Source organism: Arthrobacter sp. ISL-30 (assembly GCF_018613855.1).
Taxonomy (GTDB): Bacteria; Actinomycetota; Actinomycetes; order Actinomycetales; family Micrococcaceae; genus Arthrobacter.
On the sequence record NZ_JAGGPK010000030.1, the window covers coordinates 1 to 25,315 of the forward strand.

At 63.3% G+C, this 25,315-nt stretch carries 20 protein-coding genes and 1 tRNA gene; 4 read left to right on the plus strand and 17 right to left on the minus strand.

The window, feature by feature from the left end:
• Positions 1 to 1,035, plus strand: a 1,035-nt coding sequence (locus J7E82_RS12400) for an IS110 family transposase (protein ID WP_214863061.1), incomplete at its 5' end; no start/stop codon positions are given.
• A 78-nt stretch (positions 1,036 to 1,113) separates the two neighbouring features.
• Here J7E82_RS12400 and J7E82_RS12405 read toward each other — a convergent pair.
• The 4 genes from J7E82_RS12405 to galU all read right to left on the minus strand — a co-directional run bounded on the left by J7E82_RS12405 (position 1,114) and on the right by galU (position 4,070).
• A tRNA-Ala gene (locus J7E82_RS12405) sits at positions 1,114 to 1,186 on the minus strand.
• Positions 1,187 to 1,390: 204 nt separating this feature from the next.
• A complete protein-coding gene (locus J7E82_RS12410; RefSeq protein WP_308113793.1) occupies positions 1,391 to 2,380 on the minus strand; it encodes a hypothetical protein in 990 nt (329 codons plus the stop codon).
• A 130-nt stretch (positions 2,381 to 2,510) separates the two neighbouring features.
• Positions 2,511 to 3,158, minus strand: coding sequence for a GNAT family N-acetyltransferase (locus J7E82_RS12415; protein ID WP_214863063.1), 648 nt, complete (start codon positions 3,156 to 3,158; stop codon positions 2,511 to 2,513).
• A gap of 6 nt (positions 3,159 to 3,164) precedes the next feature.
• The gene (gene galU, locus J7E82_RS12420; protein ID WP_214863065.1) at positions 3,165 to 4,070 is read right to left on the minus strand and encodes a UTP--glucose-1-phosphate uridylyltransferase GalU; all 906 of its coding nucleotides are present in this window, start codon (positions 4,068 to 4,070) and stop codon (positions 3,165 to 3,167) included.
• A 107-nt stretch (positions 4,071 to 4,177) separates the two neighbouring features.
• Here galU and J7E82_RS12425 point away from each other — a divergent pair, with 107 nt between their 5' ends.
• From J7E82_RS12425 to J7E82_RS12435, 3 genes are all read left to right on the plus strand, one after another.
• Complete coding sequence (locus tag J7E82_RS12425) at positions 4,178 to 4,780, plus strand: 5-formyltetrahydrofolate cyclo-ligase (protein WP_214863067.1); 603 nt, start codon at positions 4,178 to 4,180, stop codon at positions 4,778 to 4,780.
• Positions 4,781 to 4,882: 102 nt separating this feature from the next.
• Positions 4,883 to 5,179, plus strand: a complete 297-nt coding sequence (locus J7E82_RS12430) for an FmdB family zinc ribbon protein (protein ID WP_214863069.1) — start codon at positions 4,883 to 4,885, stop codon at positions 5,177 to 5,179.
• Positions 5,180 to 5,258: 79 nt separating this feature from the next.
• Positions 5,259 to 6,056, plus strand: coding sequence for an RcpC/CpaB family pilus assembly protein (locus J7E82_RS12435; protein WP_214863071.1), 798 nt, complete (start codon positions 5,259 to 5,261; stop codon positions 6,054 to 6,056).
• 99 nt (positions 6,057 to 6,155) lie between these two features.
• Here J7E82_RS12435 and J7E82_RS12440 read toward each other — a convergent pair whose 3' ends face one another.
• The 13 genes from J7E82_RS12440 to J7E82_RS12500 all read right to left on the minus strand — a co-directional run bounded on the left by J7E82_RS12440 (position 6,156) and on the right by J7E82_RS12500 (position 25,276).
• Positions 6,156 to 10,226 (minus strand): AAA family ATPase, encoded by a 4,071-nt coding sequence (locus J7E82_RS12440; RefSeq protein ID WP_214863073.1) that lies wholly within the window; start codon positions 10,224 to 10,226, stop codon positions 6,156 to 6,158.
• 137 nt (positions 10,227 to 10,363) lie between these two features.
• Entirely contained in the window at positions 10,364 to 11,953 is a 1,590-nt protein-coding gene (gene guaA, locus J7E82_RS12445) for a glutamine-hydrolyzing GMP synthase (protein WP_308113794.1), read from the minus strand.
• A 119-nt stretch (positions 11,954 to 12,072) separates the two neighbouring features.
• Entirely contained in the window at positions 12,073 to 12,594 is a 522-nt protein-coding gene (locus J7E82_RS12450) for a DUF3817 domain-containing protein (RefSeq protein ID WP_214863077.1), read from the minus strand.
• Positions 12,591 to 13,496, minus strand: a complete 906-nt coding sequence (locus tag J7E82_RS12455) for an SURF1 family protein (protein ID WP_214863079.1) — start codon at positions 13,494 to 13,496, stop codon at positions 12,591 to 12,593. The genes J7E82_RS12450 and J7E82_RS12455 overlap by 4 nt, the downstream gene beginning before the upstream one ends.
• Positions 13,497 to 13,592: 96 nt before the next feature.
• Entirely contained in the window at positions 13,593 to 14,081 is a 489-nt protein-coding gene (locus J7E82_RS12460; RefSeq protein ID WP_214863081.1) for a PTS sugar transporter subunit IIA, read from the minus strand.
• A gap of 45 nt (positions 14,082 to 14,126) precedes the next feature.
• Complete coding sequence (locus J7E82_RS12465; RefSeq protein ID WP_214863083.1) at positions 14,127 to 15,887, minus strand: glycerol-3-phosphate dehydrogenase/oxidase; 1,761 nt, start codon at positions 15,885 to 15,887, stop codon at positions 14,127 to 14,129.
• Positions 15,888 to 15,974: 87 nt separating this feature from the next.
• Positions 15,975 to 17,111: a GuaB3 family IMP dehydrogenase-related protein gene (locus J7E82_RS12470; protein WP_214863085.1), complete on the minus strand. Its 1,137-nt coding sequence runs from the start codon at positions 17,109 to 17,111 to the stop codon at positions 15,975 to 15,977.
• 49 nt (positions 17,112 to 17,160) lie between these two features.
• Positions 17,161 to 19,014 carry an ABC transporter ATP-binding protein gene (locus tag J7E82_RS12475; protein ID WP_214863086.1) on the minus strand — a complete coding sequence of 618 codons (1,854 nt, stop codon included), beginning with the start codon at positions 19,012 to 19,014 and terminating at the stop codon, positions 17,161 to 17,163.
• Positions 19,015 to 19,196: 182 nt separating this feature from the next.
• Complete coding sequence (gene guaB, locus J7E82_RS12480; RefSeq protein WP_214863088.1) at positions 19,197 to 20,708, minus strand: IMP dehydrogenase; 1,512 nt, start codon at positions 20,706 to 20,708, stop codon at positions 19,197 to 19,199.
• 245 nt (positions 20,709 to 20,953) lie between these two features.
• Entirely contained in the window at positions 20,954 to 23,056 is a 2,103-nt protein-coding gene (locus J7E82_RS12485; protein WP_214863090.1) for an acyltransferase family protein, read from the minus strand.
• A 104-nt stretch (positions 23,057 to 23,160) separates the two neighbouring features.
• Entirely contained in the window at positions 23,161 to 23,610 is a 450-nt protein-coding gene (locus J7E82_RS12490) for an isoprenylcysteine carboxylmethyltransferase family protein (protein ID WP_214863092.1), read from the minus strand.
• Between the two features lie 86 nt (positions 23,611 to 23,696).
• The gene (locus J7E82_RS12495; protein WP_214863100.1) at positions 23,697 to 24,890 is read right to left on the minus strand and encodes an NAD(P)/FAD-dependent oxidoreductase; all 1,194 of its coding nucleotides are present in this window, start codon (positions 24,888 to 24,890) and stop codon (positions 23,697 to 23,699) included.
• Positions 24,891 to 24,910: 20 nt separating this feature from the next.
• Entirely contained in the window at positions 24,911 to 25,276 is a 366-nt protein-coding gene (locus J7E82_RS12500) for a hypothetical protein (protein ID WP_251041826.1), read from the minus strand.
• Positions 25,277 to 25,315 lie beyond the last annotated feature (39 nt).

Below are 25,315 nucleotides of genomic sequence, written 5' to 3' on the forward strand. Positions count from 1 at the left end.
GCCTTGGGCCGACTTCACTACTACCTCCTTGAGGACGCCGGGTTCGAGGTCATGCTGGTCAACGCCAGGCACGTCAAGAACTTGCCTGGCCGCAAGAGCGATGTCGCCGACGCGACGTGGCTGGCCCAGCTCGGCGCGCACGGCCTGGTCCGCGGGTCGTTCGTGCCCCCGGAGCCGATCCGCCAGTTGCGCGATCTGACCCGGGCCCGGACCGCGATCACCCGGGAACGTGGCCGGGAGATCCAACGGCTCGAGAAGCTGCTCGAGGACGCCAGCATCAAACTGTCCTCGGTCGCCTCCGACATCACTGGCGTCTCCGGACGGGCAATGCTCGAGGCGATGATCGCGGGGCAAGACGATCCCGCCGCACTCGCCGACCTGGCCAAGCGGCGGCTGCGCTCGAAGATCCCCGCGTTGACCGAGGCGCTGACCGGCCGGTTCACCGAACACCACGGCTTCCTGGCGCGGGTACATCTGGACCTGATCGACCGGCACACGAGGGCGATCGAGGACATCACCGCCCGGATCGAGGTGGTGATCGAACCCTTTCAGGGATTCCGGGACCTGATCGCCACCATCCCCGGCATCGGCACCCTCGTCGCCGACGTCGTCGTCGCCGAGACCGGCGCGGACATGACCAGGTTCGCCACCGCCGGGCACCTCGCGTCGTGGGCCGGGACCACACCGGGTCACAACGAGTCCGCCGGACGAGTCAAGTCGACCAAGACCCGGCCCGGAAACCCCTATCTCCAAGGAGCGCTCGGCGCTGCCGCGATGGCGTGCGCACAGAACCCCGGCACCTACCTGGGCGCCCGCTACCGCCGAATTTCGTCGCGGCGAGGCCCCATGAAAGCTAACGTTGCGATCCAACACACCATGCTCATCGCGATCTGGCACATGGGCCGCTACGGAACCCTCTACGAGGACCCGGGTGCAGACTTCTTCACCCGTCTCCACCCCGAACGCGCCAAGAACCGCGCACTCCACCAACTCGAGGCCATGGGCTACCAGGTCACCCTCGATCGGACGGGGTAACAAGACGCGATTCCCCTTTGACGCGAAAGGGGAATCTTCGCGTCAAAGGGGAATCTTCGCGTCAGAGGGCCTTTTCTGTGGAGCTAAGGAGATTCGAACTCCTGACCTCTTCGATGCGAACGAAGCGCTCTACCAACTGAGCTATAGCCCCGCGACAACTGCTTTCGCGGTTACCGGTGTCCCTAGGCTACAAAGTATCGCGTTGCTTTGCCAACCAAGCCTCAAAAGCCTCACTGCCGAACGGCCGCTCCGGGACCAAGTTCAACCCTTGTCTCAGGAATACGCCTGCCAGGCTACCTCCCGACCCAGCTGCCCGTCACGCCAGCGACACAGCTCCTTGCCAGCACCAGGACAATCAGGCCCGGCGGCGCTGAAGGACGTCGTCGAGGTTACTCAGGGCACTCTGGGTCTTTGCGGCGCCGTTCGACTGCGCTGCAATGTTGGGCTGGGCGGCGGGGGTCCCTGTTACAGACTGGGAACCGGGGGTGCTCATGGCGCCTTGCTTCAACGACGGCTTGCCAACGGGTTTGGGGGCTTCGGGCAGGTCCAGCGGTTCCGGCGCCGGTCGCTCGGCCTTGGCAGCGTCAACATATGTCGGCTTGGGCAATTCCACGGGCTCCCACGCCTCATCCTTCGCCATCGCCGCAGACTTTGACTCGGCCAGGGCGGATTCGTCCCCCGCTTCCCTGGCCACGGCAAGCGCTGCTTGTCGCAGTTCAAAGGCGCACAGCGGGGGCGGCGGTGCCTGCTTGCCGGCCTCGGCGTCGAAGACCTTCGCTTCCCTGCGATCAGCCGAAGGAGCACTGGACGGGGCGGCAACAGGTTTGGCCGACGGAGCAGTCATTGCTGCGGTGAAGGCCGCGCTGACCCTCCGACGCCGATCCCGCAGTGCGAGTCTCCTCAGGAGCAGGATTGAACCCATCGCGCCGGCAAGCCCGATAATCGGCAGCCAAATTGATCCGATACCGATGATCCGGAGTATGCCCGTGACGGGCACGGCCAGCAGCATCACCAGGCCCAGCAGGGCGATAGTGCAGCGGCCGTACTTGACTCGCAGGGGGGCCACTGCTGCCGCAGGATCCCGATGCCGGTCGTGTGTGGTTTTGGAGTCCAATCCTGTTGACGTGCTCTGCGAGGTATCCATAGATTTCTCCTGCTGGGCGGCCAGCATCAGAGCCGACCCGGCTTGCGATTCTTGTGGTTCATAGTCAGCGGCATGGCCCACCGCCTCGCCGACAGCCTCGAACTGCTGCCGGCCGTTCCTGAGCACATAGGGAGCTACCCACACAATCCACAGCGCGACAGCGACCATGAGGATCACTGAGCTGCTGAGAGGAAAGTCCACACTCAAAACGGTAGAAGCATTCCCTCGACCGTGGCCGCATTCCCCCCGGTGTGTCGTGGGACGAGCGGCAATTGATTGGACTTATAGCGGGCGGCCAAATCCGGGCTTTCCAGGATGGTCATGCCAGGTTTTAAGCTGAGCGCGTCGGCTCATCAGTGCCCCGGGCGCTACCCTTGAGCCATCTGTGGAGCAGGCCGTCCGGCACTTCCTCAGAAGTGAGGGCAAAGCTCCTGTGGTCAGCCCACTGTCCGTTGATATGCAAGAAGCGCTCACGATACCCCTCGTCGCGGAAATTCAGCTTTTCCACAACCCTCAGGCTCGCCCGGTTCTCCGGACGAATGTTGATTTCCATCCGGTGAAGTCCGAGCTCCTTGAAGCAATGATCCGTGGCCATCGCGACAGCCGTCGGCGCTATGCCTCGTCCTGCCCTTGCCTGGTCCACCCAGTAACCCAAGGTGGCCATCATGGCCGAACCCCAAACGATGGACGAGACAGTAAGCTGTCCGACGATCACGGGATCCTGATGACCTGGGGTTTGCTCGGTGATCAGAAAGGGAAGGGCAGTGGATTGGCGCGCCTGTGCGTTAAGGGACCGCACCATTTGCCGATAACTCGGCAGGCGTCCCCCGGGCGCAGGGTTCGAAGCCTCCCACGGCGCCAGCCACTCGTTATTGCGGGACCGGACCTGGGTCCATTCCTTCTGATCGCGGTACCGGATAGGCCGCAGGACAAGTTCGCCGCATTCCAGCGTCACCGGCCAAATGGACGGACCCCACATTGGGTCTTACTTATCCAGGCCGTTGGCGAATCCGGGCAACCACGCACGCAGGCCGGGGCCAAGGTCTTCACTGTCGCAAGCGAGTTCAACGCAGGCCTTCAGGTAGCTCAGCTTGTCTCCGGTGTCGTAGCGGCGTCCGCGGAAAACCACACCGTAAACACCGGAGCCTTCTCCCTCGCCGGCCGCGAGAACCTGGAGGGCGTCGGTCAGCTGAATCTCGTCGCCCCGACCCGGCTCGGTATGTTCCAGGACGTCGAAGACGGCCGGATGCAGCACATAGCGGCCAATCAATGCAAGGTTTGAGGGAGCCTCCTCCAATGAGGGCTTCTCCACAAGTTCGTTGATCCGGACATAGCCGTCTTCGCCGCTAGGCACGACGTCAGCACATCCATAGGCGCTGATCTGGTCCGGCTCCACCTCGATAAGCGCCACCACAGAACCGCCGGTCCTGGCCTGGACATCCATCATGACGCTGAGGAGGTCATCTCGGGGATCGATCAAGTCATCGCCCAGGAGGACCGCGAAGGGTTCATTGCCCACGTGCTGCTTTGCCCGAAGGACAGCATGGCCAAGGCCCTTGGGATCGCCCTGGCGGACATAGTGTATATCTCCGAGGTTGCTGGCGGACTGCACCGATTCAAGCTTCCCGGTGTCCCCCTTTTCCTCAAGGGTGGCCTCCAGCGCCGGTACCCGATCGAAGTGATCCTCGAGCGCCCGCTTGTTCCGACCAGTAATCATCAGGATGTCGTTCAGGCCAACATTTACTGCCTCCTCAACCACATACTGGATGGCAGGCTTATCCACCACGGGCAGCATTTCCTTGGGCATGGCCTTGGTAGCAGGCAGGAACCTGGTGCCAAGCCCGGCTGCGGGGATAACGGCTTTTCGGACAGATGAGTTATTCGAGATCACCGGACTAATCTATCGGAAGCAGCACCATTGCGGTAAAAGTCACAACGCCCTCGCATCCACTGCCGCACGCGGGCCCTAGCCCCGGCAACGTCCACAATTGGAGGATCATGCAGTCCAAGGAACTGATCCGTGCCGAGCATCGCGCTAGGCGGAAGTCGCTTACTGATGAGCAGATTGCCAGGGCGGGGAAAGCCCTGGCAAGGCACGGGGTGGAATGGGCCTCAGAATTCGCGGACGCCCCAGGATCGGCTTTTGCCGTCTATCTGGGCACAGGCTCCGAACCCCCGACCCTGCCGCTGATTACAGCCCTCTACGATTCCGGCTATCGTGTCCTGCTCCCGGTCTGTGAGCCGGAACGTCGGCTCAGCTGGGTTTACTGGACGCCGTCGACACCGCTCGTCCGCTCCCGCTACGCCCCAATCGACGAGCCCGACGGAGAGAAGTTGCCGCAGTTCCCGGCGGACGAAGTGGCCGGTATCTTCCTTCCGGCGACGGCGGTGTCCCTGGATGGCAGCCGAATCGGCCAAGGGGGCGGCTACTACGACCGGTTGCTGGCCTCGTTGGATTCGGAGGGACGGCGACCTCCCGCCGTCGCCCTGGTCTATGACGCCGAAGTGCTGGAGGCCGGGGCCATTCCAGCAGAACCCTTCGACCGTCCGGTTGCCAGCGCTCTAACACCGTCAGGACTGGTTCTCCTAAACCAGACTTAACGGATGATAGAATTAGCACTCAGGCCCCGGGACTGCTAAGTGCGCGGAACGTTTCGCGGACAGCCACCGGGACCTGATGTTCGTCCCGGAGGAGGATTATCAGTGCCTACATATGCCTACGCCTGCAAAGACTGCGGCCACGCCTTTGACATCGTCCAGGCCTTTACAGACAGTTCCCTGACCGCCTGCCCCGAATGCGGGGGTACGCTGCGCAAGAAGTTCAACAGTGTCGGCGTGGTTTTCAAGGGTTCAGGCTTCTACCGCACCGATTCGCGCGACTCCAAGGGAAGCTCCGTTAACGCTGCACCAGCAGCTCCGTCGACTGCTTCTGCCCCCGCGCCCTCTGCTGCCCCGGCAGCGACTGCTGCTTCGCCCGTTCCTGCCGCAGCAGCCAGCTAGCGCTCCGCGCGACCCCTTTTATCCACATAAGGACGAACTGTCCTAGGGGCCGGGGATGGCGTTGGCTAGCGTTGCGACCATGCCAGTTACATCCTCCGCCAGAAGATCGCTCCCGGACTCGAAATCCGGCACTGCACAATCCCCGCGGCCCGGCAAGCGGTACCAGGGCGGCAAGCTATTCCAGCCTCGGCTGGCTCCTCCGCGGCCCGGCTTCGGCGCGCGTTTCACGTGGCGGCAACGCTGGCGCGCACGCCTCAGCCGGAATCGTCGGCTCATTGTGGCTTTGCTTCTTTGCCTTGCCGCAGGCATCGCCGTGAACCAGCTGACCCCCGCTACAGAGCGACGCGTCGAGGTGATGTCAGCTGCACATGATCTTCCCGCCGGCTCCACGCTCGGTTCAGACGATATCGCTGTCCTCCACGTCGCACCGGGGGTAGCCCCCTCGGGCGCCTTCACAACCGTAGAGTCTCTCCAAGGCAAGCAATTGGCATCTCCGCTGCGCAAGGGACAGATCCCCACCGACGCCCAATTGCTCGGCCCGGGCCTGCTCGCTGGATCGCAGCCCGGTACAGCGGCGGTACCGTTGCGGATGGCTGATCCGTCTTCAGTGCAGCTCGTAGCGACGGGGCAACTCGTCAATGTGGTCATGACGTCCGACGGCGAGTATGGCCGAGTTGGGGCCAGCGAAGTTCTCGCCACTGCTGTCCCGGTCCTCTGGACATCATCCCAGGGTGGGAAGCCAGGTCAGTGGCTGGGAACCAACGAAACTGACGGCCTCCTTGTGGTGGCGGCAAATCCCGACCAGGCGGCGAAGCTTGCTGGAGCATCCACCCAGGGAAAGCTCTTCTTCACCCTGGTCAATGCACCACCACCTTGAAATCCGGCTGGGAGCCAACCAGCTGACTGGGGCAGCCCCAACGCCCGCGGGCCAGTAAGGCGAGCCGGCGATGGGCAGTATTTCGCGTGCCGGATGGCGTCAGCCCCAGTGCGGTGGCTTCTGTTCTTTCAGCCAGGCGTCGTGATCGTGACCGGATTCATCACCCCATCGGCGGGGATCGTCTTCCGCAGCCTTATTCGGCAGGATGCCGTCCCCGGACCCGGTATCCCCGGAACCCTTGGCCTCGCCGCCACGCTTCGTAGGCTCTTGTGCGCCATCCGCAGGCTCGTTGGCTTCGGACTCTCCTGGATGCTGCTGATCCGGGTCCATGGCAATTCCTTCCTCGCTGTCCACCCTCAATTGTTCAACGTCGACGTCAAGGAAGCCATGATCGGACTGGTTCCGAGCCGGCGAAGGCCGCTCGAGTCCAAGATAGGCACCGATCCTGTCCGCACACGCGGACGGATCCGTGAACACCTCAATGGTCCATAGGGACATGTAGCGCCAACCCATCCGCTCCAGAAGTTGCGGACGCAGCCTGCTCCGTTCCCGGACGGACATCCGACGGTAGCGTTCCGTGCCATCGGATTCGATCGCTACCGGGGTGGGAAGATCGGCATCATCGTGGCCAATGGTATGAATCGGATCAGCTGCCGCCACAACGTCCAGCACACCATCATAGTGATGCCAGACGCGCGCACCCCTGGCCCTGAGCCGTTCCCCAAGATCGGCTACCAGTGGGTCCTCCCCCAGAGCCTGTTCGCTTGCGGCGGCGCGGGAAGCCGGACTGCCCAGGTCGGTATTTCCGGACAGTTCGCGATCCAGGAGTTCATAGAAGTCTACGGCCCCGTGCGAGAGCCGGTCGAGGTCAAGATCCTCAGGCTTGAAGCAACTGAGCACGTGCATGGAGCGGCGGGCTCGAGTCATCGCAAGGGCGAAGCGGTTCCTGCCACCTTCGGCCGAAAGCGGACCGAAATTGTGCAGCGCCCGCCCATGCGGGGTGCGTCCATAGCCCAGGGAAAAAATCACATGGTCGCGAACGAGTCCATGGGCGCGCTCCAGGTCCACCACCCGGAAGGCTTCAGGTCCCGCACTGAAGAATCCCGCGAGGAGCGGATAATTGGGGAGCTGAAGCCGGATGGCCTCCCCGATCCTGGCGGCATGGCGCAGGCTGGCCGTCACAACAGCCAGGGATGTGCGAGGCCTCAGCCTTGCATGTTCGAACACGAGGTCCACCACGCGGTTGACCTCAGCCGCGACAGACTCCACGCCCTCCTGGTCAAAACTCGGCAGCCCTGTCCCGTTCGCAACGTATTCAACAATCACACCCCGCTCCAGGCCGGTGACAGACTGACCGTCCGGCAGCCGGCGGAGGGCGCCGTCGTAATAGTTCTTGCTCAGTTGCAGGACCAGGTCTTCATCCACGGATCGGTAGATCCAGTTCAACTGCCAGGAAGGCAGCACCCGGGCCAGGGCCTCGAAGGCACTGTCCACCGCCTGGTGTCCAGGCTCTCCCCGTGCCGGCAGTTCAACGGCCACACTAAAGGTCCGCGGGCTGGCGATCTTCGAATCGCCGAACGCAATGACCTGGCGTGCTCGGGCAATGGCAGGAAGGACTGCCTGGAGCGACGTCGTTTCGGCGTCCAGGATCACCACGGCGTCGAACTTCTGCTGGACGGGCAGGAGTCCGGTCAGCAGGTAGGGGCTGACGGCGCAGACCGGGACCAGCATCGGGACAAGTTGCGGTGCTTGGGCGCTCAGCGCTGCAAGCGTCACCCTGCCATCCTTAAGGAGGTTGCGGAGGAGTTCGGCCTGCCTCGGGTGTTCCGCGATGCCCTCCCGCCATCTTTCAGCGAGCTGCCACCGCAACCGCGCAGCTCCGCTGGCAATATGTGCGTTGTCCGCAAGCCTGAACTCGGCTTCGAGGCGGCGAAGGGATTCCCCATCGGCCATGGCGAGATAATCGTCCCCGCTAATCATGGCCTCCAGCGCCGACTGCCACCATGCCAGATCCAATTCGGCTGCCACGGATTCCGCAGGCACTTCCCGTTCCGCGAGGTCGGAGAGGAGCTCACCCAGGCCGTGCTCCCGCATGTTCTCCACAAGCAGGGTGCGTTCCGGGAGTGTCTCCAGGGTGCTTGTATCGGCGACCAGGCGCTCCAGCCGCGCCAGCAATTCCTCGTACGGAGTGTCCTTAAGTTTCCCGCCCTCCACGGTGTGCCTTATGGCATCTCCAAGCCGGCTCAGTTCGCTGTCCAGGCCCCGACAGGCAGCTCCCAGGTCGGCGAGTCCGGAGGGAACAGCAGGATGACGCTGGGTGGTCGCATACTCTGCCCACAGGGCCCGCTGTTCCTGGACGAGGAGCAACGAGCTGTGCAGGTCCGCGATATGCACTCCCGGACGCACGTACTCCTTGGCCACCCTGCGGAGACGGGATCGCTGCATGGAGGGCATCTCTATGCCGCGTTCGCGCCGCCACGCCGAGGTCGCCGTTGCCGAGATCAGATCGTGCACCGGGCGGTCAAAGATATCCGGTGTGAACTTGTCCAGGCTTTCACGGACAGCCATCAAAAGATCCAGCTGCGCGCCCCACTCGGCAAAAGTGGTGCCCAGGCGAATCTCGGCATGTTCGGCCAACTGTTGCATACGCTCGCGCAGGAGGGGAAGTTTCTCCGCCGCGGATTGCGCCAGGTGCTGGGCTTCCTCGGTCTCCTTGCGGGTAACCAGCCTGGCACCGTACCAGGGACTCGTGGTGGAGGCTCGGCTGAAACTGCCCAGTTCGGCGGCACGGCGGAGCCTGGTGGCAAGTTCCCCGCGATCCTTGATGTTGTCCAGGACACTGCGCTTGAGCCGGACTGTCGTGGCCGGCGGGGGCTGGATGGACGTCAGTTCAGCAAGGGACTGCATCGCCTGGTAAGGCGAGCACCCCCACCGCTCGCGCACGTTATGCAAGGACGCCACATGGTCTAGGAGCGCGTGACGGTGACCGATCAGCGTCTTGTGCAGATTGGCCAGCTGCGGTTCAAGGGACTTCTCGTTGCGGACAATTGCCCGAATCAGCTGCCCTTTGAGCTGCTGTGGCGTCGCACTTCCGCCCGGCCGCAGGAGCATCGAATCCAGGCCGAGGGCCTCAAACTGGGCTGCCAGCTCATTGAGGCTGGCTCGCCTGTCCCCCACCACGAGGACTGACTTGCCCTCCGCCACCAAGGCGCCTATCGCGTTGATAGCAGTCTGCGTCTGCCCGCTTCCGGGCGGGGTGCTCACTACAAGGGAATCCCCTGCACGCACCGCATCCACCACATATTGCTGGTCAGGGTCTGCATCAAGCAGCAGGAACTCGTCGGCCGGATCCCGTTCGTCCAGGCTTGGAAAGCGTCCTGACTTCACCGGTTCGGGCTCAATGTCCTCGCCCGCAGCCACATTGGCCAATGCTGTAACAATGTGGTGGTTTTGATTGATCCAGGGGTCGTCAAGGTTGCCCGAAAGGTCCGCGAACGTGGACAGCAGCAGGTTGTACTGCACGTCGGCGCCATGAATCGGCTGCACAAGTGTGGCAATCCGGTCCAGCACCGGCTGCGGATTCAGCCGTGCGGTGCTGTAGGCCATGCGGGTTACCGCATTGACATCGAACACGATCCCGTGGACCGTCTTCAGGTGCCGGATCAGGGCGGGATTGATTTTTGCCTGCTCGGTGAACTGCAGTTCATAATCGTCTTCGCCCGGACGGAGCGTCAAGGAGACTGCGGTCAGCATGACCGGCGCTGAGATGCGCTGTGGCTTTCCTCCGACGGCGGAGGTCCAGACTACGGTGCCGGCGGACAAGTAGCCGACGTCGATGCCGCGATCGTTGCCGAGTTCGAAGATCTTGGATCTGATGTTTCGCGCGGCGCGGGCAGCGACGACGTACTGCTGCCGGTCTCGAATCAGGGTGGAGAGCCTGGTTTTCCGCCCGGCCATCAGCTGCGCGAGTCCTGAGGGGTGGGCGTTGCTGAGATCGATGGAACCTTCCGGCGTCTTGACGAACCGAAGCATGGTGTCGGCGCCGGTGACCGGTTTGAGCCCCGACAGCCATTTCCTGAGCTCTTCCGAGCCCTCTTCGTGGCTTTGTCCTACTGACACTACTGCCTTCTTTTCTGTACTAACACGAGACGCCTTGGTCCATACCGGCATACTTTCGAGGGTAGCGGGAATCCCCCTGCTGTCCGGGTCGCAACACTGCAGCGGCCGGAAATTGCCGCTGATTTGACGAGCTTAAGCAAAGTGGCCGGCCCCGCAACAGGGGGCCGGCCACTTTGCTTAGCCTGGTGCTATTCCCACTCGATGGTTCCCGGGGGCTTGCTGGTGACGTCCAGCACCACCCGGTTTACGCCGTCGACCTCGTTGGTGATCCGGTTCGAAATCCGGGCCAGCAGTTCGTAAGGCAGGCGAGACCAATCAGCGGTCATCGCGTCCTCAGAGGAAACCGGACGCAGCACGATCGGGTGACCGTAGGTGCGCCCGTCGCCCTGGACACCAACACTGCGCACATCCGCCAGCAGGACCACGGGCATCTGCCACACATCGTGATCCAAGCCGGCCTCGGTAAGCTCCGCGCGGGCAATCGCGTCGGCTTTGCGGAGGAGTTCGAGGCGCTCGTGGTTGACCTCTCCCACGATCCGAATGCCGAGGCCCGGACCAGGGAACGGCTGCCGTCCAACGATCTCCTGTGGCAGACCAAGCTGAGCCCCAACGGCACGGACCTCGTCCTTGAAAAGGGCGCGCAGCGGTTCAACGAGTTCGAACTGCAGGTCCTCGGGAAGCCCGCCGACGTTGTGGTGGCTCTTGATGTTGGCGGCGCCTTCGCCGCCGCCGGACTCAACGACGTCGGGATAGAGCGTGCCTTGAACGAGGAACCTGATCTTCTCGCCCTCGGCTTCAGCCTGCTCGATGATGGCGCGTTCCGCTTCCTCGAAGGCACGAATGAACTCGCGGCCGATGATCTTGCGCTTGGTCTCGGGGTCGCTGACTCCGGCCAGGGCGGAAAGGAAGCGTTCCTGCTCGTTGGCGACGTAGAGGTTGACGCCGGTGGCGGCGACGAAATCGCGTTCGACCTGCTCGGCCTCGCCCTCGCGCAAGAGGCCATGGTCCACGAACACACAGGTCAGCTGGTCACCGACGGCCCGCTGGACAAGGGCTGCGGCCACGGCCGAGTCGACGCCGCCGGACAGTCCACAGATGACCTTGGAATCGCCAATCTGGCGGCGGATCCGTTCCACCTGCTCTTCGACGATGTTGCCCGTGGTCCAGTTCGGCTGCAGCTTCGCGCCCTTGAACAGGAAGTTCTCCAGCACCTGCTGCCCATAGGCAGAGTGCTTGACCTCGGGATGCCATTGCACGCCGTACAGGCACTTTTCCTCATTCGCAAAGGCGGCAACCGGGGCGCCTGCGGTGGTTGCCAGCACTTCGAAGCCCTCGGGGGCTTCGTGGACCGAGTCCCCATGGCTCATCCAGGTGTTTTGGGTTTCCGGAACACCGGCGAGGATGGAGCGGGCATCGCCAACTACCTTTGCCTCGGTGGCGCCATATTCCCGCAGACCCGTCTTTGCGACCTTGCCGCCGAGGGCATTGGCCATGGCCTGGAAGCCATAGCAGATGCCAAATACGGGAACGCCTGCCTCGAAGAGGTCGGCGCCGACGTTCGGCGCTCCGTCAGCGTAAACACTGGACGGCCCTCCAGAAAGGATTATTGCTGCCGGATTCTTGGCCAGGAGCTGCTCGGTGGTGAAGGTGTGCGGAACGATTTCCGAGTACACGTTCGCTTCACGGACGCGGCGGGCAATCAGCTGCGCGTATTGGGCACCGTAGTCAACAACCAGCACCGGCTTCTGTGAAGTCTGGGGTGCGGAGGGAATAGTCACCGTCATAGCCTACTTTGCACGACCGTCCCGGTGCATCTTCGCGACCGTCCGCAACCCCCTGGAGACGCCTCGAGTTAGGCATCTCACAGTGCCGTGCAGTGCCCGACGGCGGCACCGGTTCAGTAGCGCCTGGACGCCCCTGGATTATCGGCGATCTCGGCCTCTACTTCGGCATGGAACTTCTTCTCGACGATGAAGGACATCAGCGGAACTACCCCGCCGAGGGCGAGCAGCACGAGCTTGGTGAACGGCCAGCGCATCAGCGACCACAGGCGGAAGTTCGAGATGAGGTAGACGACATACATCCAGCCATGGACGATCAACACGGCCACCGAAATATTGGCCCCGCCGATCACGCCCTTGGGTTCAGCCTCGGCGAATCCGAGGCCAAAGGGCTGCCCTGTGACAGCGTTGGTCCCGCCGGCATAGAGGTAGACGCCAAAGGCGTAACGGGCTACGAGCTCCGCGCAAAGAAGCAGGAGCATGGCACCGGTGAGGTAGGCCAGTACCTTATAGAACTTCAGGGCCGAACGGATCTGCGGGATGGTCCCCCCGAAACGGCGTTTCTTGTTCCTGGCCGACTTGTTCCCGGCGGAGCCTCCCGACTGTTCGGGCTGGATGGCGGGTTTGGGATCAATCATTGCTGCACCTTTTGTTCGGTATCGCCTGCAGTTAGTTCAGGCTGGCCTGCAGGGAAATGGTCTCCGGGCTGAAGCTGGTCGGGGCCGTCTTCATGGCGATCGTCTTCGTGGTCCTCGAATTCGTGGCGATCGTCTTCCTGGTCCTCGAGGTCCCGGCGGTAATCGTCGGCAACCATGCGCCACCAGATATAGAGGGCAAATCCGGCAAAAACTACCCATTCGACCGAGTAGAAGACATTCAGCCAATTGACCTGCTGGGCTGGAGGCTGGGCAGGAATATTCAGGGCCTTCAGGTCGCCGCTCGCTCCCACGTCCTTCCCGCCCGATAACTCGGATGTGGCGGCGACAAAACCGGGGTAACTGGAGACTTCCCACTTGTTGATTAGTTCCGCGACGGAAACGGCCGAAGCCCGGCCGGGACCGGCGTCGACGTTTGGCAGCGGCGCCTCCGATGGCAACAGGCGACCGGTGAGTTCAATAGGGCCTGACGGCGGCGGCACGGCTTGCGCCGGATCAGCCACCCAAGCCCGGGCTACCGGAATCCAAGTCTCCGCGGAAGCCCCCATGCCGCTTAGGCGTGGAGCATCGTCCACCCTAAAGGCCGACACGATCCAGTAACCCTTTTGGCCCCCCTGCAGCCGGCCCTCCACCAGCACTTGTCGGGAGGAGTCGTAGCTTCCAGTGGCGCTGACCATCTGGTCCGACACGGAGCCGGGGAAGAACTGCCCGGGCTTCAGCACCTGCGTGAGGGGTTTCACTTCCTCCACCGACGGCGAGACCGGGCCTTCGCTCTGAATGGACCTGCCGAACTGCCATTGGCTGAGCAGGACGAACACCCCTGAAAGGAGGATCGCGAACACAAGTCCTACGATCCAACGGGGCTTCAGAGCGGTTTTCAACACCCCTTAACCGTACTTCGTCAAGCTGTAGAACAACGAAACGAAGCAAAGAAAGCCGCCGCTCAAAGGACTGCCTCAAAGGGCCTGCCCCAACTCGCGCTAGTGATCGAAGAAGACGAGGCTGGAGTTGATGAGCTCGGCGATCACTTCGGGGTCGTGTGCCCGACGCAGGGACTCCCGGAACGACTCCTTGGACAAGGACCGCGCCATAGTCGCTAGTACCTCGAGGTGGTCGGAGAATGAACTTGCCGGGGTGGCGATCAGCAGGACAAGGGTTGCGGGACCATCGCTGGCGCCGAAATCAAGGGAGTAGCCGTACCTCGTCACGCCGACCGCGATGGAGATTCTCGACACGAATTCGCTGCGTGCGTGGGGCAGCCCGATCCCGCCGGGAAGCCCGGTGGCCAGCTGATGCTCCCGGGAATTGACCTGCTGAAGGAAGCCATCAAGGTCGGACACCCTGCCGGCGGCGTGAAGCCTCCTGGCAAGCTGGGCCGCGGCATCCAGTTTGTCCGATGCTTCCAGCTCAAGGATCACCATGTCCGGCGTCGTAAGCTCGGCATCGTAGGGGTCCAGTGGTTCCGCCAAGTCGTGTCCCTTCAGAGTGGCCTGGCAGGCAGCGGACAGCGTTCTTCAGCGCAGGGGCACGATGTCGTCCACGCCCATTCGGGCGGCATCAGCGGACTCGTCGTCCGGCTGTTGCTGGCTTAGCCTTTCGGCCTCGACCCGTGCCAGATAGTGCTTGATCTCGCTTTCCCGCTGTGCCTCGCTCCAGCCAAGAATTTCTCCCATCAGCTTAGCGACAACCGGGACCGCAGACACACCTCGGTCCCACGCCTCAATCGAGATGCGTGTCCTTCGCGTGAGGACATCGTGAACGTGGCGCGCACCTTCATGGGTGGTGGCGTAGACAACCTCGGCCGCAAGGTAGTCGTCGGCGCCAGGCAGAGGTTTGGCGAGCTCCGGGTTCGTCGCGATCAGGTCCAGGACCTCCGGGGCCATGGAGCCATATCGGTTGAGGAGATGTTCCACCCGCGCCACATGCACTCCGGCCTCCTCAGCCGAGCGGACCCTGCGGTTCCAGGCGGCCTTGAAGCCCTCCGCGCCAAGGAGCGGGATGGTGTCGGTGCAACTGGCCGGTACGCGCTCGTCCATGGCGCGCGTGGCTTCATCAACTGCATCCTTGGCCATGACCCGATAGGTAGTCAGCTTGCCGCCGGCCACAACCACGAGTCCCGGGACGGGATGCGCCACCACATGCTCACGTGAAAGCTTCGCAGTGGAGTCGTTCTCCCCTGCCAGCAACGGGCGGAGGCCGGCATAGACTCCTTCGACGTCTTCCCGTGTCAAGGGCCGCTTGAGAACCCTGTTGACATGTTCCAGGACATAATCGATGTCCCTGCTGGACGCGGCCGGATGGGCCTTGTCCAGGTTCCAGTCAGTATCCGTAGTGCCGATGATCCAGTGGCGTCCCCACGGAATGACGAATAGCACCGATTTCTCGGTGCGCAGGATGAGGCCAACGGTGGATTGGAAGCGGTCGCGCGGAACCACCAGATGGATTCCCTTTGAGGCCCGGACCTTCAGTTGGCCCCGCTCGGTGACCATGGCCTGGGTCTCATCAGTCCAGACACCCGTAGCGTTGAGCACTTGCTTGGCGCGCACCTCAAAGACTGTTCCGTCCTCCTGGTTTTCCACCTTTGCGCCCACTACCCGCTCGCCTTCGCGGAGGAACTCAACCACGCGCATGCGGTTTACGGCATGCGCGCCATAGTGGGCAGCGGTCCGCACAATGTTGACCACCAGCCTGGCGTCATCGACCTGGGCGTCGTAGTAGCGGATGGAGCCTACCAGGGCGTCGTCCTTCAGGCTCGGCGCGGCGCGCAGGGTTCCCCGGCGGAACAAGTGCTTATGCATCGGCACTCCGCGGCTATGCCCGGACGTCATGCCCAATGTGTCGTAGAGGATGATGCCGAGGCCCACGTAGGGCCGTTCCCAGAAACGGCGTGTCAGCGGGTACAGGAAGGGTACAGGACGGACAAGGTGCGGGGCGATCCGCTGGATCAGCAGCCCACGTTCCTGCAGCGCTTCCTGGACGAGTCCGAAGTCAAGCATCTCGAGGTAGCGCAGGCCGCCGTGGATGAGCTTGGAGGACCGGGAGGACGTGCCGGAAGACCAGTCGCGTGCCTCCACGATGCCCACCGTCAGTCCGCGGGTGACCGCATCCAGGGCGGCCCCGGCGCCGACGACGCCACCTCCCACAATCAGGATGTCCAGTTCCTTGCCCGGCTCAATAGTGCTGCGCAGCGCTTCTATGGATGCGGCGCGGGCTTCCGGGCTAAGTGCTCCAGGATCAGGCACCTTGCTTTGGGAACCACTTGCAGCGTTTCTCATTGGAAGCCTCCTGTCGTGCGAAAGACCGTAGTCCACCCACAGTACTTGCTGGCCGCGGCCTTTGGCAGGGTTGGCTAGCTCCCTTGGTTAACGCCCGGCATATGGCGAGACCACGACGTCGACCCGCTGGAATTCCTTTAGGTCCGAATAGCCGGTAGTCGCCATTGAGCGCCGAAGCGCGCCAACCAGGTTGGACGTTCCGTCCGTGTGATGACCCGGGCCGAAGAGCACTTCCTCAAGCGGGCCGACTGTTCCCACATTAACGCGGTCCCCGCGCGGAAGTTCGAGGTGGTGGGCTTCCTGCCCCCAGTGCCAGCCCTTGCCCGGTGCTTCTTCAGCGCGGGCCAGCGCACTTCCGAGCATCACGGCGTCGGCGCCCATCGCGATGGCCTTCACGATGTCTCCCGAGGCGCCCATGCCGCCGTCGGCAATTACGTGTACGTAACGGCCGCCGGACTCGTCCATATAATCGCGGCGAGCGGCCGCGACGTCGGAGATGGCAGACGCCATGGGCGAGTGGATTCCGAGCGCCCGGCGGGTGGTGGTGGTGGCACCGCCGCCGAAGCCGACCAGTACACCGGCGGCGCCTGTCCGCATCAGGTGCAGGGCAGGCGTGTAGCCGGCCGCACCGCCGACAATGACCGGAACGTCGAGTTCATAGATGAACTGCTTCAGGTTCAGCGGTTCGTGGTTCTTCGAGACGTGTTCGGCTGAAACCGTGGTGCCGCGGATCACGAAGATGTCGACGCCGGCGGCGACGACGGTCTTGTAGTGTTCCTGGGTGCGCTGTGGGGTGAGGGAACCGGCCACGGTGATTCCGGCTGCACGGATTTCCGCAAGGCGGGAACTGATGAGATGCGGCTGGATGGGAGCCTGGTAGAGCTCCTGCATGCGTCGGGTGACGGCGGGACTGGCGGTTTCATCGGCGAGTCCGGCGATTTCGTCCAGTACCGACTGCGGGTCCTCGTACCGGGTCCAGAGGCCCTCGAGGTCCAGCACTCCCAGTCCGCCGAGTCGTCCCAGGGCTATTACGGTATCCGGGGACATGGCAGAGTCCATGGGGGCAGCGATGACGGGCATGTCGAACTTGTAGGCATCAATCTGCCAGGAGACCGAAACGTCCTTGGGGTCGCGCGTCCGGCGGTTGGGAACAATCGCGATGTCATCCAGGGAGTAGGCACGACGCCCACGCTTGCCACGGCCGATTTCAATCTCATAAGTCACGGGTTCTACCTTACTGGACCCTGCCGTTTACCCCGTCCGTGAACGTCCCTCAGACTTCCTCGTCCACCGTCAGCTGGGATTCGAACATCCGGTAATAGCGGCCTCGGAGCGCAACGAGTTCCTTGTGCGTGCCCTGTTCCACGATCCTGCCCTCCTCCAGCATGTAGACGACGTCGGCCTTCTCAATGGTGGCGAGGCGATGGCTGATGGCGATGATCGTCCTGCTTCGGTCGGCGAAAAGACGCGTGAAGATCCGGTGTTCCGCCAGTGCGTCGATGGCCGACGTGGGTTCGTCCATGACCATGAACTGGGCGTTCCGGTAGAAGTTCCGGGCCATGGCCAGCCGCTGCCATTCTCCTCCGGAGAGGCCGCTGCCCTTGCGGCCCCGCGGGTCCTCCATCCAGTTGCTGACGTGGTTGTCCAGTCCATTGGGGAGCTTGTTGATGAAGTCCAGGGCCTCCGCGTCTCCCGCGGCGCGCTGTACCCGGTGGTCGTCGCGGGGAGTCGAGGCATCTCCAAAGTAGATGTTGTCCGCAGCGGTGGCGAACTCATACTTGAGGAACTCCTGGCTCAATACCGCAAGGTGGCGGTGCCAGCTGGTGACGTCCAGTCCGGCGAGGTCGACGCCGTCGAGCAGTACTTGCCCCGAATCGGGACGGTAGAGTCCGGCCAGGATCCGGATAAGCGTGGACTTGCCTGCCCCGTTCTCCCCAACAATGGCGATGTGCTGGCCGGCCCGGATGGTCAGCGAAACGCCCTTGATGACTTCGATGTCGCTGCCGGTATAGCTGAAGCGGATGTTCCGCAGCTCGATCGTGTGTGGCGGCTTCACTAGTGGCGGATTTTTCGGCGAATGGACCGGCAGGGCCATGAACAGCTCATAATCCTTGAGGTTAGCCAGGTCTTCATCAATGGAGCTTAGGGACGACACAAGGTTGTTGGCGGTGGACAGCGCCCTGCTGACGATCTGCTGGACGTACAGGAACTGGCCCACCGGCTGGGCACGGGCGATGATCTGGCCTACCACCCAAATAAGGGAGACCACTTCGGCGCCATATTGCAGGGCGTCGGCGGCGAGCTGCTTGGGAATGTAGCGCTTTTGGAAGTCAAGGCGGCGGCGTTCATCGGCGTCGCGCAGGCGTGAGCGAAGCCCCATCAGGAACCCGACGATTCCGTACAGGCGCATTTCGGCAATGTGCTGGGGCCGCAGGAGGTTGGTCTCGATCATCCTTCGCTGCCTGCGGGAATCCACCTGGGTGTTCCAGTGGGCGATCTGTTCGCGAGAGAGCTTGAACTGCAAATAGACGCTGGGCACAACGGCGATGAGCACGATCACCGCTATCCACCAGCTGACGAGCATGAGGGCACCGACGGCCAGCACCACGGAAACAAGCTGCGTGAAGATAGCGGCAATTCGATCAAGGACCCGGGCATACGAGTCAGAGAACCTCTTGGCCCTGTCATAGAGGTCCACGGTCTCTTTGTCGTCATACCGCCAGAACTCGAGCGCAAGGAATTTCTCGTACATCAGGTCGCCCACGATGGCGCCCACCTTGAAGCTCATGAGCTGCTGGATGTAGCGGTCCACGCTGCTGAACGCACCCCAAAACAGGCCCAGCGCGGCCGTGATGATGACGTAGAGGATTGCCTGTGGCCCGGCCTGCGGGTCGCCGGCATAGCCGGCGGCGAGCGCCGTGGTTGTCAGCGCCGCGAAATAGGTGGTGACCAGGGGCAGCAGCGCCGAGATAAGCGAGCCCGCCACCTTCATGACCACGGCGCCGGGCGATGCCTTGAAGCTGACTTTCAGGACCTGCCCGACGGCGCGCGCGTACGGTCTGAGGGCAAGCTTGCGCTGGGCGTCCCTTTTGGGGGTCAGCTCGGCGGGGTGCCGTGGTTGGGACATGGCTTCAACCTAGCCCTCTGGAATGTGCGGTGGTTGATCCCCAACCGCTCCCTAACCTCGCAAGTCCCCACCGCCTCCCGGCCTTCGCAAGCTCAGGCCGGGACCCTCGGCGGCGTGGGCCCCCGGTCAGGGAAGCCGGCGGTCGTGGCCCCTGGGGCAGGCCCAACCACCGCCGGAAGTGGTTAGCGGGATCCGTAATTGGGTGCTTCGACGGTCATCTGGATGTCGTGGGGGTGCGATTCCTTCAGGCCGGCCGCGGTGATGCGGACAAACTTTCCGCGCACCTTGAGCTCTGCGATGGTGGGCGCACCAGTGTAGAACATCGTCTGGCGCAGTCCGCCGACCAGCTGGTAGGCCACCGAGGACAACGGCCCCCGGTAGGCCACCCGACCCTCGATGCCCTCCGGGATCAGCTTGTCGTCGCCGGAAACGTCCGCCTGGAAGTAACGGTCCTTCGAGTACGAGGTGTTCTTCCCGCGGGACTGCATGGCGCCCAGGGAACCCATCCCCCGGTAGCTCTTGAACTGCTTGCCGTTGACGAAGATCAGCTCACCCGGGGACTCGTCGCAGCCTGCCAGCAGCGAACCCAGCATCACGGTGTCGGCTCCAGCCACGAGGGCCTTGCCGATGTCGCCGGAGTACTGCAGGCCGCCGTCGGCAATCAGCGGCACGCCGGCCGGAATGGCGGCCTTGGCCGACTCGTAGATGGCCGTGATCTGCGGAACGCCTACGCCAGCCACAACACGGGTGGTGCAGATCGATCCGGGACCGACGCCCACCTTGATGCCGTCGGCACCGGCGTCGATCAACGCCTGGGCGCCTTCGCGCGTGGCAGCCTGGCCGCCGATAATGTCCACGTGCGCCGCGGCCTTTTCGTTCTTGAGGCGGCTGATCATGTCCAGCACGCCCTGCGAATGGCCATTCGCGGTATCCACGAACAGTGCATCGACGCCGGCGTCGATCAGCTTCATCGCACGTTCCCAGCCGTCACCGAAGAAGCCAATGGCGGCGCCCACGCGGAGGCGGCCTTCGTCGTCCTTGGTTGCCAGCGGGTACTGTTCCGCCTTGGTGAAGTCCTTGGTGGTGATGAGGCCCCTGAGGCGGCCCTGCTCGTCGACCAGCGGAAGCTTCTCGATCTTGTTCGTGGCCAGCTTGGCAGAAGCCTCGTCGCGGCTGATGCCCACATGCCCCGTGATGAGGGGCATCTTGGTCATGACGTCGCTGACGCGGCGCAGCGGGAAATCGGACTCGGGAACGAAACGGGTGTCGCGGTTCGTGACGATGCCCAGAAGGCGGCCGTCAGGATCGACGACGGGCAGGCCCGACACGCGGTAGCGGGAGCAGAGCTGGTCCAGCTCCTGCAGGGTAGCTTCCGGGTGGATGGTCAGCGGGTTCGTGATCATGCCGGACTCGGAGCGCTTGACGCGGTCAACGTGGTCCGCCTGGTCATCGATGGACAGGTTGCGGTGGATGACGCCGAGTCCACCCTGGCGCGCCATGGCGATGGCCATGCGAGATTCGGTGACAGTGTCCATGGCCGCGGAAAGCAGCGGAGTCTGCACGGTGATCCGCTTGGAGATTCGCGACGACGTGTCAGCTTCCGAGGGGATGACGTCCGTGTGCCCGGGAAGGAGCAGGACGTCGTCGTAGGTCAGGCCGATAAAGCCGAAGGGATCGTGCTCGGGCTGGGTCATGAGTGCGCCTCTTACCTTGGGTTTCTGGGGGTTTCTGGTAGGGGTTGCAGCTGATGACCAGCCCGTCATTACGGGACTGGCCTGTGCAGAAGGTGGTGCGGGGGTATTGAATAAATAGTAGAACCTCCACGCCGATCCCCATATTCCACGCGGGTAATGTGAGCAACCGCACCCTGCCGGGGACAGTCAGGTGCCCCGGCCGGGGACCGCTGCGGCGGCACCGCCGGAGACCTCGACGGCGGTACTCACCGCCAGCCGGTAGCGGCCAACAACCGTTCCTGGAACATTGGGATCATGCTTTGGACATACGTCTTGGTGAGGTGGTTGTCGTCCTTATACACATAGACGTTGCCAACAACGGCGGGACAAGTGCCTCTCGCACAGATGAAATCGCTGAGGTCCATCAAATAGAGCCGCTGGACCTTGCCCGCGTAGTCGTCCAGTGGTGACGATTTTGCCAGGGACTGCTCCAGGGGCGGATTGCAGTCGGGCGAATCCTCCCCCTTCTTCTGGACGCATTCGGGCATGTTCTCGTGAAAGCGTGGATTGTCCCGGATGCCGACGACGTCGATCCCGGCGTCGGTGAACGGTTTGATGCCTTCCAGGTACCCGGGGACCTCAGTCTCGAAAGGCGCCTCAACGTGGGTCAGTGAAGCGACCGTAAAGACGGCGTCCGGGCGGTGCTTCATCACGTAGGCGGAGCTGGCCGCGTTAAACGCGTTGCACTCGGCATTGCGTTCCGCCGACTCGGCGCCGAAGCGGCAGTTACCCTTCAGCAGCGTCACCACTTCCCAGCCGTGCTCCTTGGCAATGGGCCCCAACGCCGCCATGTACTGCTGTGCATGGGAATCACCGAGCACGACGATCCGCTTGGTGACCACCTCTGGCCGGGTGTTCTGCAGGCACCCTTCCAGCAACGGGTCATCGGGAACGTTTCCGTCGGTGCACAGCCCATCGATATCGGCCCACTCATTCTCCATGGCGGCCGGCGCTGGAATGATCATGGCCTGCGGCGTCGGCTTTCCGGCGTTCTCGGGCTTGAGCGCGGCCGCTCCCGGAGTCAGTTCCCTCGGTTGGGCGGCGATGGCCGCATCCTCCGCGTACAAGAGGTTCTGCCAGACTGACACCGGACCGGCAAGGAGTGCCCCACAAGCAACGACCACGATCGCGGTCCGCCTGGCACGCACTTTCGGCCACTTCCAATCCCTCAGCGGACGCTCGACAAGACGGGTGGTAGCAACGGCCAGCACCAGCGACGTCGCGAGCACTGCCAGGCCCTGCCCCACGTCAGGTGCGGAGGTGCCTGTGGCCGCAAGGAAAAATACCAGGACTGGCCAGTGCCAGAGGTAGAGCGCGTAGGAGTTATCTCCGAGCCCCACCAGCACCCTGCCGCTGAGGAAGCGATCTGCTCCGAAGCGGCTGCCGCTCTGGCCGGCAATAATGATGGCGGCCGCCGCGAGGGTGGGCCATAGCGCCACGAATCCCGGGAACGAGCGATCGACCGTAAGCAGGAGCCCGCAGCTCACCATTGCCGCCAAGCCTGCCCAGCCAAGTACAACCCGCATCCACTTTCCAGGCTTCAGGTGGGGCACCGCAAGGGCCAGCAACGAGCCCAGGGCAAACTCCCAGAGGCGGGTGCGGGTGTCGAAATAGGCGTAGGCCTGATTGTGGGCTGTCTGCTCAATGGAAAAGGCAAGGGACGCCGCAAACAGGGTACCGAACGCTGTTGCGAGCAACTGCGGATAGCTGATTCCCGCGAGCCATCGGCCGGCCTTTCCGGGAAGGCTGTAGCCATAGCCGGCCAGGAGCGACCGCAGGATTGCGGTGGCGGCGAAAATTAGGGGCCACAGAATGAACACTTGGCCCTGGATGGAAAGGGACCAGAAATGCTGCAAGGGGCTGGCGCCTGAATGGTCCTGTGCGTAGTAGTCCACCGCATTGTCCGCCAGCAGCCAGTTCTGGCGATAGAGCAACGAAGCCCACGCCTCGTCGAGGATATCGGGCCAGCGGCCTTGCGGCAGGATGAGCCAGGTACCGATCAGGACGCCCAGGACCACCACGACGACGGCGGGAAGCAGCCGCGTGAAAACGTGGAGCCAGTGGCGCAGGAGTTGCAAGGGCCTCCCACTCTCGACCTTTCGGGCGAAGGAAAGGGTGAGCAGGAACGCCGAGATGAGCAGGAATACGTCCACGCCGCCCGATACCCGGCCCAGCCAGATATGGTAGGTGGCTACCATGAGGACGGCCAGCGCCCGCAGGCCCTGCACCTCCGGCCGGTAATGGGCGTTGCGGATGCCCTGTTCGGCCCGCGTGAGGCCCGGTGGAGAAGCATGGATCCGTGCAGTCATGACCTAAAAAATTCCTCAACGCTCTTTGCCCAAAGCATCCATGTTACCGGTTTGTTATAAGCGCGGACCAATCGATGCCCAGGAGGCAAAGCCGCCACAGGCCATTAAGGCACCACTTTCCGGGAATTTCCGGTGCCGGTTCGCCATCTCGGAAGATAGCGGGGTACGCGGGCACTGTAGTCGAGGTAGGCGTCTCCAAACCTCTTGGCGGTTGCCGCCTCCTCGGCGGGGATGCCCAGGAATTCGGCTGCCATTGCGGCCGGGAACGTGACCAGGACCCAGGAGGTGCCTAGCCCCACCCCCGTACCCAAATGGATCAACCGCCACCCAAGGTACATCGGATGGCGGTTGATGGCATAGGGACCGGTGGTGACGAGTTCTTCGGGCTGCTCCAGGTCGAAGTCGCCGAGCGTTCGACGTCGGCGTTCTTCCCAAGCCCAGTACGTGAGGGCGGCACCAGCCAATACAAGTCCGGTACCTGCCGAGCGCTGGACGGAACGGCGGCCAGGTAGCGGCGCGGACAAGAGCCTCTCAAGGGCAAAATCCAGAGCCACCCCTGCCGCCTGGTTAGCCGGCTGGGGGAGGTTTCCATAGAATCGCTTCCACCATCGGATGGCGCGGCTTGCCCTGTTGGCCGCGGTCATCGGACTTCCGATGGCCGCCGGGACTGGCGGATGGACCTGGCCGAATCGTTCGACGTCGAGACAGGTGCCTGGGCAGAGACAGGTGCCGGAAGGTGCGCTGCCAGGTACTGTGCGTCCCTGCATGCGCCGGGCAGGGTGGCCGAGGTCGCCGCGTAGAGGAACTCCTGCCCCAGGAAGAACAGCCCGGGAGCCGACGTCGAGATGCCGCGACGTTGGCTGGGCTGTCCGTCGTCGCCCAGCAGGGACTTGTCCATCCACTCAAAGTTCTCCCGGTAGCCCGTGCACCAGATCACGTTCGCCACATCGAGGGCCTCTGCGGTGTCATCCGCTACGCCGCCCACAACCGGCTTGCCTTCGCGCACACCGGTGACCCTGTGGACGGATTGGACCCCCACGGCCTCCAGGTCCCGAAGCCTTGTGCGGATCAGAGGGGCGTGAATTGGCATCGCGGCCACCTTCCGTCCGATGGGGGTATTGCGGGTCAGGACATGAAGTCCCACAAAGCGGATGATGGGCAGGAAGTACCGGGCCGCCGTGCGTCCGTGCCGGAAAGGAATCTCGCCATTAGGCTTTCCAGCCAGGAGGACTTCGTGGCTGTGGCTGATATCGAGTGCGATCTCCGCCCCGGAATTGCCAACGCCGACAACAAGGACCCTGCCGGGCTGAAGCTGGGACGGGTTGCGGTAGGCGGTGGAGTGGAGGCTCACGATGGAAGGATCCAGTTGGGCGGCGAAGGCGGGGAACTTAGGGTCCTGGCATCCTCCCGTGGCGACGACGACGTTGCGCGCCTCCCAGCGCCGCTCACCGGCGCGGATGACATAGTGGGAGTCCTCCCTCCACAGTCCGTCCACCCGGGCTCCAAGAATCACCGGGAGTTCAAAGTCACGTGCATAGTCCTCAAGGAAGTCCGCCAGTTCGTCCTTATGGGGAAATGCCAGGCGATCACCGGGGAAAGGCCGGCCCGGCAGCCCGTCGTACTTGGCCGGCGTGAAAAGTCGCAGCGAATCCCAGCGGGTCCGCCAGGCATCCCCTACCCGCTGATGGGCGTCAAGGATCAGGAAAGTGCGGCCCTTCCGTGCCAAGTGGTAACCCATGGCAAGCCCGGCCTGTCCGCCTCCGATGACCACGGTGTCCAGCATTCCGCCGAATCCGCTGTCCTGGCCGAATCCGCTGTCCTGGCCGATGTTCATGACTGTTCTCCTTTGCAAAATTAGTGATTGAGGGAAGGAATGGCTACGGACGTTCCAGTTGTCGCGGCCCCCAGTAGTCTTTCGGCGGCGCTTCTTTCGGAGGCTTCTTGGGCTCGGTCCTGGCCACTGTCCTGCCTGTAGCGAAGGCACCAGACGAGCATGAGTGCGGACGCGACCACATAGAACGAGTGGAGGAGCCAGACCGGACCGGCCGGCAGGTCGAAAACGTAGACCGAATGCACGGCGTTGGCGACGTTCGTCATCACGATGTTGCCTACGCTGTAGGACGTGAGGTCCTTCGTGCGCGCCGCCTTGAGCAGCATGGGCAGCATGCTGGCCGCGAAGAGCATCGTGGAGATCATGCCGGCGACAACTGGAATGTTCATGTGCTCAACGGTACGAGCCGGCAATGCCTCGCCGCGTCG